This window comes from Litchfieldella anticariensis FP35 = DSM 16096, assembly GCF_000409775.1.
Lineage (GTDB): Bacteria > Pseudomonadota > Gammaproteobacteria > Pseudomonadales > Halomonadaceae > Litchfieldella > Litchfieldella anticariensis.
On the sequence record NZ_KE332391.1, the window covers coordinates 293,899 to 307,612 of the forward strand.

General features: G+C 54.0%; 9 protein-coding genes. 3 read left to right on the plus strand and 6 right to left on the minus strand.

Annotated elements, in window-relative coordinates; all coding sequences use genetic code 11:
- The first annotated feature begins 95 nt into the window (after nt 1-95).
- A complete protein-coding gene (locus L861_RS13765) occupies nt 96-578 on the plus strand; it encodes a copper chaperone PCu(A)C (RefSeq protein ID WP_016417061.1) in 483 nt (160 codons plus the stop codon).
- 8 nt (nt 579-586) lie between these two features.
- Here the strand turns inward: L861_RS13765 and L861_RS13770 are convergent, their stop codons facing one another.
- The 3 genes from L861_RS13770 to L861_RS13780 form a co-directional block, all read right to left on the minus strand.
- Complete coding sequence (locus L861_RS13770; protein WP_161629052.1) at nt 587-1,600, minus strand: sensor histidine kinase; 1,014 nt, start codon at nt 1,598-1,600, stop codon at nt 587-589.
- A 13-nt stretch (nt 1,601-1,613) separates the two neighbouring features.
- Nucleotides 1,614-2,792: an EAL domain-containing response regulator gene (locus L861_RS13775; protein WP_016417063.1), complete on the minus strand. Its 1,179-nt coding sequence runs from the start codon at nt 2,790-2,792 to the stop codon at nt 1,614-1,616.
- A gap of 101 nt (nt 2,793-2,893) precedes the next feature.
- Entirely contained in the window at nt 2,894-3,511 is a 618-nt protein-coding gene (locus L861_RS13780; RefSeq protein WP_016417064.1) for a LysE family translocator, read from the minus strand.
- A 989-nt stretch (nt 3,512-4,500) separates the two neighbouring features.
- Here L861_RS13780 and L861_RS13785 point away from each other — a divergent pair.
- The gene (locus L861_RS13785) at nt 4,501-5,406 is read left to right on the plus strand and encodes a 3'-5' exonuclease (RefSeq protein WP_027947660.1); all 906 of its coding nucleotides are present in this window, start codon (nt 4,501-4,503) and stop codon (nt 5,404-5,406) included.
- Nucleotides 5,407-6,172: 766 nt separating this feature from the next.
- Here the strand turns inward: L861_RS13785 and L861_RS23665 are convergent.
- Nucleotides 6,173-8,050, minus strand: a complete 1,878-nt coding sequence (locus L861_RS23665) for a tetratricopeptide repeat protein (RefSeq protein ID WP_016417069.1) — start codon at nt 8,048-8,050, stop codon at nt 6,173-6,175.
- A 125-nt stretch (nt 8,051-8,175) separates the two neighbouring features.
- Complete coding sequence (locus L861_RS13800; RefSeq protein WP_016417070.1) at nt 8,176-8,607, minus strand: type I restriction-modification system subunit M N-terminal domain-containing protein; 432 nt, start codon at nt 8,605-8,607, stop codon at nt 8,176-8,178.
- Nucleotides 8,608-9,961: 1,354 nt separating this feature from the next.
- Here L861_RS13800 and L861_RS13805 point away from each other — a divergent pair.
- Nucleotides 9,962-11,590: a hypothetical protein gene (locus L861_RS13805; RefSeq protein ID WP_144063044.1), complete on the plus strand. Its 1,629-nt coding sequence runs from the start codon at nt 9,962-9,964 to the stop codon at nt 11,588-11,590.
- Nucleotides 11,591-12,957: 1,367 nt separating this feature from the next.
- On the opposite strand, the gene L861_RS13810 is transcribed toward L861_RS13805, so the two are convergent.
- Entirely contained in the window at nt 12,958-13,545 is a 588-nt protein-coding gene (locus tag L861_RS13810; protein ID WP_016417074.1) for a hypothetical protein, read from the minus strand.
- Between the last annotated feature and the right edge of the window lie 169 nt (nt 13,546-13,714).

A 13,714-nucleotide genomic window follows, 5' to 3' on the forward strand; every position in this document is an offset into this window, starting at 1 on the left:
AATGCGACAAAAGGCCACTTGGCCTTTTTCATCCCCCACCTAGGCGATAGGCTGCTCATGAGTTTTTCATTCCCCGCATGATACAAGGATGCCCAATGCTCCCACGCTTGCCGATTCTCCTTGCTGCCGCTCTACTGATACCTGGCCTGGCCAACGCCCACGATATCCGGCTCGACGACGTACGAATCGCTCATCCCTTCGCCACCCCCACGCCCCCGGGTGCACCCAACGGGGCGGCATATCTGGACATCACGGTGGAGGGCGACACACCAGCGACTCTGGTCGGCGTAAGCAGCTCGGCAAGCCGGGCAGTCGAACTACATGACATGCGTATGGAGGATGGCAACATGCAGATGCGCAAGCTCGACCAGATTACTATTGAGCCCGGTGACACGCTGACAATGCGCCCAGGTGGCGGCCAGCACCTGATGTTGCTCGGCTTGGAAGAACCGCTACGCAAGGGCAACACCTTGCCATTGACTCTCGAATTCGCTGAACGCGGCACACTCGACGTGGAGGTCTGGGTCCAGGAGGCCCATGAAGGGAGCGAGGCAGCCGATGCCCACCATCAGCATTGACGTCTTGTCTAGCGGCCAGCTTCCTCGCCAGCCATCGGCTCTAGTGCCCAGTGCCGATGGCCACTGGGCTGCTTTTTCTCGCCCCGCGTTCCCCCACAAGGCAAGTAGAGATGGACGGTGGTGCCACCCTCGGGCTCACTGGATAGGGAGACATGGCCACCACTACGCTTGGCGAAGCCAAGAGCCATGCTCAACCCAAGGCCAGTTCCTTTGCCCCGCCTCTTGGTGGTGAAGAAAGGTTCGAAGGCTTGCTGCCTGACCTCATGGGTCATGCCTAGACCGGTATCGCTGATGGTGATCCGCACATAATGGCCGGGCTCGAGATCTTGAGCCCAACCGATAGATGCTTCATCGATGATCATCGAGGAGGTCGCAATCGTCACTTCGCCTCCCTCTGGCATCGCATCCCGAGCATTGACTGCCAGGTTGATGATCGTCGACTCGAGCTGAGCAGGATCGACGTATGCCATCCATCGCAGCGGCGTCAATCGCATCCTGACCGTCACCTGAGTCCCCAGGCTCGCTTCGAGGAACTTGTAGCCGGCGCGCAGCAGAGTGTTGACGTCTACATGAGAAGGGGTGAGTGGCTCATGTCGAGCAAAAGACAACAGTCGCTGGGTCTGCAAACGACCACGCTCCCCCGCATGCAGCATCAACTCGACCGGCTGGCGCAATGCCGACCCCGATTCGATCGACTCCAGTAGCAGTTCGGCATTGCCAATAATCACCGTCAACAGGTTGTTGAAGTCGTGAACTACTCCCCCCGAGACTTGCCCCAAAGCCGCCATTCGCTGCATTTCATGCAGCTGCCGCTCCATGTCCTCGCACACTCGTTCAGCACATCGTGCTCGACATGTGGCCTGCCGAATGTACCACCAGCCCCATCCCACCAACATTGCCAAACCGCTAACCAGTGCACCCCAGATTCCCAGCCACAACCAAAGCCCGCCCAGCACCACTGGCCCACTCAACGCAGCAAAAACGCCATACACCTTGGAAGTCATTTGGCTTATGTGCGACATCGAGCGCCCTACCTCAAACCTGCAACACACGGTCGACGAGAAGGATATGCTCAGCAGGCATCGGCCTGCCGAGTGCGAAGCCCTGTACATGAGTACAGCCGTAGGCACGCAGTAGTGGCAGGCTATCCAGCGATTCCACTCCCTCGGCCACGACCCGTATGCCCAAACGCTGGCCCAGCAAGGTTACAGCCTCGACAATGGCAGCATCATGGGAAGCGGCATGAATATCCCGCACGAAACTTCTATCGATCTTCAACTCGCTGATCGGGAGCAGTTGCAAACGGGAAAGCGACGAAAAGCCAACACCGAAGTCGTCCACAGACACTTCCAGGCCATGAAGGCGAAGACGTGCAGCCACTTCACCGCCCAACAGTTCGTCATCCATGGAGTCACTCTCGGTGATTTCCAATGCGATAGGCGCCCGATATGACAGCCCGCGCCGTCCTTGGTCCATCAGTGAGAGCAGTTCGTCATTCATCAGCTCGGCAGGGGTGACATTGATCGCCATCGATAGCGACAGGCCCGCCGCCGTCCAACGATCTGCATCGCGCAGCGCCAACGCCACCACACGTCGTGTCAAGGCATGGCATTGATCGGGCGTCATCAACGGGAGAAATTGCCCGGGGTGGAGCAAACCTGCCTGAGGGTGTTGCCAGCGCACCAACGCCTCGACACCGCTCAGGCGATTGGAAACCAGCTCGAACTGCGGTTGGTAATGCACGGTGAACTCGTCACGCGCCAACGCCAGGTCGATCTCCTCACGGCTACGCATGACATCATTAGTCTGACCTTCGGGGATCGCACGCGGTCTGATACCCTCGAGACGCCTGCGCAGGTCAGCCAGCCGATAAGGTTTTCCCAGCGGGTCGAGCATATCAAGGCCAAGGGCCCGACCGACTCGCTCCGCGATTTGCACGATCTTGGGTTCGACCCCGCTCAGCAGCAGAACAGCTCCCGCATAACGGCTTTCGGCCAAGCGTCGCAACACTTCGATACCATCATCGGATTGGCCAAGTTCCAGATCGACGATCAGTAGCCGCGGTCCCAGAGTCGACAATTCAGCCAACAAGGCCTCGGGGCGTGAATGACAGCGTGCTTCCATTCCCAAAGCGTGCAACTGAAGCGACAACGTCACGACCACATCCGGGTCGTCATCGAGTACCGCTGCCAAAGGCTGGAGAATCGCAGACATCCTGTCCCTCGCTGGGCATCGGGAGCAGATAATGTAAATAAGTGTAACACAACTGGGCCGAACGCGTGAGATTCTTATGCCTTTCTGGATGAGAGTTCACATTATCCGAGTGGTCCCCATGCCACCCGCAGGGCCAGCCCCAGCAGCATCAGCCCAGTAAGCCGATTGATCCAGTGAGCACGCGCCTGCAACCATGGCAGGACCTTCGAATGCGATAGTGCCATCGCTACCAGCACGTACCAGCCACCGTCGATCAGCATGGCGGTGGCAACGATCAATGCTTTGGCGGCCAGGCTCATGTCAGGGGTGACGAACTGGCTGAGCAGAGCGATGAAGAACAGGATCAGCTTGGGATTGCCAAGTGCTACCAACATGCCTTCGCGTGCTGCTTGACCCCGTGTCGTAACACCACCCGTGGCATGCCATGTCGCCACACGCCCGGCACGCAAGGCCTTGATGCCCAGCCAGGCCAGATACGCCGCTCCCGCCCACGTGATGAACTGGAACAGCATGGGTTGGCGTGCGATCAATGCCCCCAACCCCCACACGGTCAACAGGGCATAGACTCCCACTCCCAACGAATGCGACAAGGCTGCCACCACCCCAGGCAAACGTCCGCCACCCAAGGTATGACGTAACACCAGCGCCAAGCTTGGCCCTGGTGACACGGCCCCCATGACACACACGGCTGCCAGCGACAGCCATAGCGAGATCGGCACCCCATCCTCCTTGGTAACAACAATGAGACGAAAAGCAGCGAGAGCAGTGACTTACCACGCCCCACGACAGGCAAGGAACTGACACCGTCACCGACATCATAAGCCTTGGCGATCAGTCGAAGGAAGGCAATAAAAACCGGCCACATGCAGGGGTGGCCGGGAAGCAGGGAACACGACTGGAGGAACTGGTTACTACTTTAGCCTTTATTACGACGTTTCGATGTGAGCGATCGCCAACAGATTTTGTCAGAGATTTCCTACATCGCTTGTCGGTATTTTCCCACAACCCGTCATCCCAACCTTTCAAACCTCATGCCATGCAGACCAACCGAAAGCCACGTTACACTGATACGACACGGAGACAGGGAGCATGACATGAACGTCGGAACATTCGCCTTAGGCCTTCAACTCCTCGGCCTTATCTTGCTTGTCTACGGCTGGTTCACCCTCAATCCCGCCGGCTTCGTCGGTGTGGTGCTAATAATACTGGGCGCCGTGCTCCGCTGGACTCGCCGAACGGGAGATAACGGTAAGTAGCGCACGGGTGCCAAACGAAAAACACGCCCCATGGGATCATGGCTAGACGCGTACAGAGATCAAGAAGAGATATGCTGAGAAACGCAGAGTGTCACTGAGTGACCGATTCAGAAGTGGTGCCCGGGGTCGGACTCGAACCGACACGCTGTCGCCAGCGGTGGATTTTGAATCTTATCAATTACTTACACACGAAGCGTAGAATCAGAACTACCTGAAGTGTGACACCTAATCGTGGTATAGCTTCAAGCCTAGCGCCTGCCCCCTGGCTTCACAACCCTCAGCAGATGACCATGTGAGAATCGCACCACAGCTACCCCTCAGCGGTCATATGTGGAACTATGCATTAGCAGCGGATGATCCATCGATAGCTGATAAGGGAAGTTGGCTACTGGCGACACATCCTGCAAAGGATGCGCATTCTCATTTTCTGCACCCCCTATGGAGATACCATCATGTGTTCGCCTTCTTCTTTCCCTCTAGAAGCAATACCCGATATACAGGCTGCCCCAGAGGATTACCGACTACTCCAACGCATTCCTATCACACGTCCGAACACCATACTCCCCATTGAGCTGAACCCTTCGGTGGGGGATGAGCGTCCCTTGGTCATCGTGGATGTCGAGACGACAGGGCTTGATCCCTCGTCGGACAAGATCATCGAGTTGGGGCTAGTACGAGGGACCTTCAGCCCCTCAGCAGAACGTATCACCTCGATTCTGGAGTCCCACTCACAGTTCGAAGATCCAGGGATCCCCATCCCCGAAGTGATCACCAGCATCACCAGCATCACCGATCAAGACGTGGCAGGCCAGCATATCGACGATGCATGGCTCGGCATGATGCTCCAGGGAGATCCTTTGGTGATCGCTCATAATGCCCAGTTCGATAGGGGCTTCATAGAAGCGCGCTTCCCCGCCTGCGACAAGCAGGTCTGGGCTTGTAGTCTGAGCGGGGTGGATTGGAAAAGCTTAGGCTACGAAGCACGCAAGCTAGAATACCTGCTCCTCAAACAAGGGTATTTTTACCAAGGGCACAGAGCCGAGGTGGACTGCCTAGCAACCGCTTGGTTGCTGTATTGCCAGTCCGAATCTTTCTCTCTTCTGCTGGCAAGCGCCCGTCAAAAGACGGTCATCGTGCGAGCGCTCGGTGCTCCCATCGAAGTGAAAGACATACTGAAATCCCGCGGCTACCGTTGGCATAACGGGAACAATGGTCGCAGCAAGTGCTGGTGGACGATCGTCACTGAATCGAGCCTTCAGGCCGAGCAGGAGTTCCTCAACAAGACCTACCATAACGGGGCACAACTGGCACACTACCAAGCACAGACAGCCCGCACTCGGTTCAAGCCAGATAGCTAGTGGCCCAGGAAGTGCGAATCACTCATTTCTCCGGAGTCATCGAAGGAAACCCTGGCTTTGATGTCTTCGCTGTAGCGACGGTGGTTCTTGCTCATGCTCAGTCACCCCTAGTCGACTTGGCCTGGTGTTACCAAGGCAGACAGAACTTTGGGGTACCACTTCAAGACAGCTTGATTTCGCCCAGCCAGCACCGGTTGCTTGGCACGGTGCTTCCTCATCACTTGTCTAGCGCCATGGCAACCCAGGTGATAGATTTGAGGTGAAGCATCTTGGATTCGACTTGACACGCATAGCTAAAGACATCGATTCAGGCATGTCTTCCACCCACCATCAGCACTAATTGAGGCAGCACTATGAAGTTCATGAACAAGGGAGCATTAGTAGCAGAAGCCGGCACACAAGACCCTCGATATAGAGACATGTCAGCATATGATGGCAAACCATTTGAGTGCGCATGCGGAAGCACTCATGCGTTCTACTCGAACCTGAACGAAAGCAATTTCGCCACGACCGGTGCGAACGCAAAAATGATCGTGTCGTGTCCATCAAACGCAGAAACCTATACGCTAATAAAGACGAAGTACAAGTTCATGATCATGTTCGATCACTTTGTTTCCTTAGCAGGAACAAACGGATGACCGAGCACTATTGATGCTCAATAGCATAGCGCACTTCCTAGCAGGCCAGCTGACACATTAAGAAAATCTACTCAAACCGTTAGAGACTCTCGTGAGGGAGCGGGACCTCCCTCACTCAATCCGTCATACTACATGAAGTTCTGTTGCTGCTCCTGGTAGGCCATATGAATGACAAGGTCAAAAAGCTCAGCATCATTCAGCTCTTCATCAGGCGGTTCTGACTGCATAGCCATCATCACAAGAACTCGAGTCATTTTTCTAGCTATCTGATGGCTATAAGTCTGCATGAAGCTCAGCGCGTCCGTGTAGGCATCCTCTTGAAATTCGACCGTATGCCCTGTCATGGCCTGCAGCCCTTTGAACATAGCCATTGCATGCTCCAAGGACTCTTTATCGGACAGACCTTGAAGGTAAAGTGCCGCTGCAGCACAGCGTCTAGCATACCCATAAGCCATCTGCACGCCTGGCTTTGAGGCCATAATGTCATCAGCGGAAACAGCAAGATCGTTCATGATATCGACAAAAATGTAGCCTGTATCATACTGCTTAGTGACTACTGAAAGCAGGCTGCCAGCGTCATAGTTAAAGTCTACTTGATCAAAATTGAGAACCTCATGGGCAGCCGCCTCACTCAAGCGCTCCACCTCCTTCATGAGGCTGCTGAAAGGCACATCGGGACGAACGATGATCTGCACCAAATCATCAATGTCATCAACCCAACGCGTTACCCAGTAGCAACCATCGTCCTCGAAGGGATTCCCTCCCTTCCTCCAAGGCTCCAATGAGACTGAGACACCTAGCTCAGGCACAGCAGCTTTTCCCTGGTAGTTCTCCCCGTCGTAGGCAACCACCACTGAGTGGCCAGTTTCAGCATCCCGAACGATGAAGCCGTCTTTTGAAACGCTGTAATTGACATCGCACGCACTGTCTACGGAAAGCACCTGAGCCTCATGGAGGTCTGCACCAAATACCTCATCACCTTCCGCAAGAGAAACCTGCAAATCGTCTAAATCATCTTCAGCATGGGGTAGTAATTCTAGGTGTGCCTTAGCTCTCTCATTGCCCTGCTCAGCTGCCAACCGATACCACTTTTCTGCCTCGATGAGATCCCTACCAACACCATCACCATGCTCGTATAGCTCACCCACCTTACACTGGGCATTGGCATCTAGTAACTCAGCAGCTTTTCGGTACCACTTGAAGGCCTCTTCCCTATCTACCGAAATACCCTGTCCGTAGTAGAACAAACTACCCAGATTGTACAGAGCCTTTGTATTACCAGCCTCATAAGCACTCTTGTACCACTTAAGAGCTTCACTACCTCGCTGAGGAACACCATCATCCCCATTGGCATATAAGTACCCAAGGTTGAACATGGCTCGATCATCGCCTTGGTCTGCAGATTTCAGGAACCATCTGACAGCCACCGCCGGCTTCTTGATGGTTCCATACCCGTGGGCAAACATTACGCCAACCTCAAACTGCGCCTTTACGTGACCTTTGTCTGCAGCCCTTTTAAACCATATCAATGCCTCCCTGGGGTTTTTATCGACACCTTCCCCCTTCGCGTATCTTGTCCCGATCTCATACTGAGATTCTGGACAACCCAACTCGGCATCTTCCTTTATTTTTATCATCTCACTGCCAAGAAGACGAGGATTGTCGCCACCATTATCAGACTCATTCCGCTGGACATCACCAGGCAATGCTCTTGGCACTTGGCCGCTATCCGTCCGCCTCAACTCACCTTGATAAACCCTTCCTCGATACGATGTAGGTCGATAGCTTTGCTGCCCTCCACGCAGGTTCGAAATACCAAGAAAAATCAGAGCATTCCCTGGTAGAGTGATGGCTGCAAGTGGTGCTATGAGCAACCACGGAGCAAAAATCAACAGGGCTAAGCCGACCACGACGCTTCCAAAACACAGCCCTAACCAGGCCAACTCTACTATGATAGCGAAAACCCATATTGCAGCCCCTGCTGCGATCTGTATGATCCCTTTCATCAGCCTACCCACCGTTATTTTCTTATGTTTACGTAAACCCTAGCTCACACCCTGTTGCTTTGACTCCATCCCTCATACCCAGCAACTAAATCAAGACCAAAGTAAGCTCAGCAATATTTCCGAATCTACTCATATGAGCGCTCGAACAGCTCATTGTCCTGGTGCAGTTTGTACTTGAACAACGTCTTCCTCAGAGCCAGCTTGACCTCCCTCTCTCCCGGGTGGGTGGCCTGCCAACTATCAAAACGTACCGCACGCACGATCTCCTGCATGGCACGATGCAGCGCGGCACCCACGTTTGTAGGGATCTCCCTCACATCCTGCCACTGACACCCCTCCGGCACCGTGAAGCGGTGCACTTCAGGGAAGTGGCTTGGATCATCCTCCCTGAAGGTCTCGGCGGCTTCAGCAGTCTCCTCATCCCATACATCGCTGATCCGCTTGAAAAATAGCAGTGGCAGGATGTAGCCCTTCCAGTCGGTACGGTCCACCGCAGACCCACGCAGGTGGTTAGCGGCCTCCCACAGGGCAGACTTGAGCGGGCTACCGTTCGTCATTGAACTCCCCCAACGAAGCCAGGGGAAGAATCTAGGGTACCGTATTGATGAATCATTACCCTCAGGCTTCCGTCGATAGACCAGTGAGCTCAGAAGAACGTCAGGCATTGGTTATAGGCTAGGGACATGAGTGCTATCGGCTAGCCACTCAGATGAGCCACCACTCCCCTTAAACGGTGCCTAAACGCATATGAGCTTTCGATGATGTCTGATAGGCCATCATACACAGCTAAGCGCAGTGAATGGCAGCAGTGGTATCGATACTGACGTAGCGAGCCGTGAAATGCCTACGCTCCCAGTCAGAGATCTCCTACATCGGTTCTCAGGCCCCTGGTCGACTCTCAAAGGCGTAAGCGACGCCGGAAGTCTTCGACCTGAGGTCGTCTCATAGCTCGCAACGCCACAGGGATCTCATGGTGCTCTCCTGCCAAGGATGGCCAAGATGTCCTCCCCACCCCCGTTATCAAACCAGGAACCAGAAGATTGACTCTGCTAAACGTCATCAGCCGCTGCCCCTGCATTACTACCGACCCAGGTATCACTCCGGCTCTCCAAGCTGCGCCGATCCCTTACCCCTGCGGGAGAACCCAGGCTCACGTAGCCCCCGGCCAGCCAGCCGAACCAGAAACCAAGCACCTCAAGCCAGTCCCGATCACCAGACCCCACCGATTCATGAGCTGCGACCGCTCAGCGACCACTGAAACCAGTAACACTCCGGCAGGATGATCAGCCGACCCTGCCTCACTGGTGATGAGTGAAGTATTGGGAGCCCGCATCACCTGGCGAGGCAACGCACTGGTTTGAGGATCCAGAGAGCCTCCTCACGACACCAGGCCTACACCCCATCACCAATAACTCTTATCCGTCACGCTGCCGTCCACCGGAGAGCCACCCTGCCGCCTGGCGTCGCTCCGCTCCGCTGCGCTCCTGGGCTAGGTGGCTCCCGGTGGACGGTACCAGCCCCTACCCCGACACTCTCCGGGCGCGACGGTGTAGTACCTCTTGAAGGCGTTGAGGGAAAGCCAACAGTCCGAGCCAGCCGCACGGAACGAGCAGCAGAAGCCCCTGCAAGCGAAGCGAAGCGGGGGAGTGTTTGCTGCGATGTTCCAGTGCGAGCTGGCGAAGGAGGTGTGAACACACAACAAGGACGGCACCACAGCCGCACGGCCCGCCTGCGGGTCGGGCGGTGAGAGGGATCGAAAAAAAGGGGTCACTAATCCTTATAAGGTACTAAAGGAAAAGTGACCCCTTTTTTGTACCCTCCCTGTAGGCAAGACTAGTTCAGAAAAAATCAGCACGTATCTGGGAGGGATGGGATAATGACCTCAATATTCATCAAAATAGGGTCATGCCCATGATCACAGAGATCTATCATGTCAGCAGCAGGTGCGGTGGCGGGAAGAGTCTCCACACCATCCAAGAGCTTCACCGTCACTTGTCTCAGGTTCCTCAGGAGACAGTGGTCTTTGCCTCCAAGACCAACGACCTGACACAACAGAACCACGAAGGGTTCCAGGTTGTTTCCAACCAGTCGAAAGCCCAGTTCATTGAGTCCATCAGGATTGATTCATCGACTGAACAAGGGAGCGTCATTCAAGAGTTTAGCGAGCACCTGGCTTCTGGTTATCGCGGAGTGATCTTCATTTCCCACGAATCGCTTTCAAGGGTCCGGCCAGACCTTCTCAAGGGTGTCCGCCTGATCGTAGACGAAGTGCCCCAGGAGCTGGCTCACGCCATCACCGTCAGGTATGAAGACAAAGACCACGGTTCCAAGTGGGAGGCCTTCCTTAAAGAAGCCCCTTCGCCTCATGCGGGTTACCAAAAGACGGTGCTCGATCCCTCAGTAAGCGAGGAAGAGGTCCAGCGATACATAGACAACATCCGAGAGGGACGGGACACTAGCACAACCCAGGTCGTAGCATTGCTCCTCGAGTTCCTGCTCGAAGACTATGAGGTAATGTATACCACCACGAGTAGCTCTGATGGACGCATCTATCGACTTTACCAAGCCATTCACTGGCAGAAGCTGAACCAGATCATCAAGAACGTCGACCACTTCGCGATCCTCAGTGCACAGCTCAAAAAAACTTTACTTGGATTCATTGCAGAGCACCACTGTGGGATTACAATCAAAGAGGCGACCATAACTCCAAACATCAACCTGGAAACCAAGCACAAGAATTGGGCAAGGATCTTTCCCATCCTAGAAAAGGAAGGTTGGTCTTCCACCCTAAAGAAAAGGCCAGCTAACGAAATATTGAGCCATGCAGGAACTCCGGTAACCTCTACCGACACAGTGGCTGTCTATGCGCAACAAATCGCTGCAGACATCCTCAAAGGCAGAAAATCAATCCTGACCCTGAACAAGAATGATCCTCTTCACCCTTGCATGGACACGGACAATATCGCGCGCACTACCAACGCTGTTCATGGGCAGAACAATCTCAGACACTTCGACCATGCCATATACCTTGCGTCCAGTCGACCCGACCCCTTTGAAGTCAAATCCCTGCAGATGTTCGCAGTCGATCACAACCTGGATGTGGATGGAATTGTCGGTGCTGTTAGGACTGAACGCTGCTATGAATCGGCCTACCAGTGCGTTGCACGAACCAGCATCCGAAGCCCTCAAGCTAACTCAGAGAAAGAACACATCCTCATTGTTCCGGATATGGGGTATGCGAAGTATATTCAGAGTTGGTTCGAGCCAGGGTATGCCGTCATTGACACTCAGCACCTCCACACAAAGCAGCCTACAGCAAAGCGTGACAATGAGAAGGACAAGAGAAGGAAGATCGTAATTCAGATCCTTGCTGACCAACAAAACAAGCGTGGAAAGCTTAAAGACTTGATCGCTCAAGCTGGAATCTCACCATCCAGCTTCAAGCGATACAAGGAGGAGTTTCGACCTGAGCTTGAGGTCCTTGGCCTTATCCATCCAAAACGCTACTCAACCAAAACCGATATAAAGACTGCAGCCTAATCTTACCCCACCTACCACCTCAACCCTCCAACCCGCATAGAGTATGGGGTTGGAGAACTTCTCCAGACTTCTATCCGACTTCTCACCGGCATACTAACCCACCTCAAACCACCCCGAATCAGCGGTGACAACCGATACTCTATCCTTGGTGGTCTCAGTAGGATTTCAGCCCACTGGCTCAGGGGCATGGAGAGATGCTGGCTCAGGTTTTCCCCGCCCCCCTCAGCTGGGTATGAGCAAAGTGGTGACGGCTGACTGGCTCAAAGTTTGAGGTACCCCCCCTACCTTGCTGGGTCAAAAAAAACGGACATACCCCCACCTTCATACGGCGGCTCCCACCACACATCACACCGCTACACAAGCAAGACAGTACTGTATGCGGTGCTGTGCGCACACCATTCCTCCCCTTCCCCTTTCATCATTGGCTTCCCTTTCTCCACATCCTATCCCCCTACTGGGATAAGAGATGCGCTCTGCACATACGAATGAATAAGCTATGGAGATCAAGATTATCACAGCGAAGTTAGACACCTTTTGTCTTCATGAAGGGTGCTCCGCGCCCTCGATGAGAAACCAAAGGAGTATGCAACGAGAAACCAGAGACCTTCTTTACCAGAAGGAGAAATGCGTGATGCTACAGACACTATGCCCGGACACACTGATGCTTTTTTAGCCCAACATTCCATGACTCCATTAATGCAACACATCAATACCTACGATCATTCACACCACTGCAAAGGAGGTGGATAAACCGCTAGAAATATAACGCATATTTCGACTATGAATGACACACCTGGCAGTCACGACTGCCTCATCAATCACCCATGGAACACCACAGCATGAACTCTTTCCCACCATCCATCATGACCAATCTATCCCTAGTGAGCCAAACCATGACAACGCTCCTCCTCTACCATGATGCTTCCCGGTTACTGTACAGCTATGTCTTCACCGTCGGGTAGCCTCAACACCATGAGAGCTAACGCACCCCTACACGACGGGGAAAGCACTCCATCCTTAGCACGTTCTCAGGAAAGGAAATCACCAGGAGGATATCCATAGAACCTCAAACCAAAAAAGGCTGAACTCCTTGGATAATCATGGTCTAACGACACATCAATGGTTTCCATCAATACAGTAGTATTGCAATAAAGCAGCCATGAAATAGGTCATTAATCTCATCACCAATCCAAGCATGAGAAATGCAATGATCGAACAATTCAGCACCGACCTGCAACCGGACTCACCTCCACTTTCTCGATGCCGTGGCCCTCCTCTTCTTAGCTCATCGTGGACAGCCTCGAGGTGGCAGCCTCAAGAAGACACCCCGCCACAGATAGACCTATTGCAACCCATATCGACGTAAGTCAGCAGGGTGACGGGTTTCTATGTTTTCGAGCCAGTGCGATATCCACCACCTGACTTTCCACTCTGGGACGGGCCTGATCAAACACCAGCATCCAGCCTTCTCCTTCGGTACGGGGCTCCATCCGAGGAAGGTCATAGCCATCGCGCAAGTGTCTGACGATCGAAGCTTGGAGTTCATGCGGCAAGGGACCATTTGGCTCATAGATACGCTCAAAAGCCTGCTGGTATCGAGCCAAAACCTTCCCACGCTGGTTCAAGAATGCACTGCATGGGTGATCATGCTCCGCAAGGTAGGACCGAGTTCCCGACTCATAGGCTTCCAACTGTCGAGCGAGCCCACGGAGGCTAGACTTATAGACCCTACCTCTTTCATATTCATCAACCAGGTTGTCTAGTCCACCAAGAACCCACTGGTGCACATCAATCATCGATAGGCTACCTGGCCATTCACTGCGTAGTTCACGCAACTGCTCCAGCGTCAGTTCCCGAGTCGATATCTTTGGAATGATCTCATTGAGACGTTCCTGCTCCCGTTGAATGATCAGCAGGATCGTAGCGAGGTAGTGAGGTCGTGTGGGCTTTGGCATCCTGTAGAGGTTCCTGGCTTCGATTGCTGTACTGGCTCCGGTACTGATTCAGGTCGACCATCATGGAACGCTGAGACCGGTTGTGTCTGACGTGAGACAGATTGTGTCTGAGATGAGACTCCCCAGTCTCACCTGCCGTGAGACTGCCAGATGCCTCATGTGTCTGGCC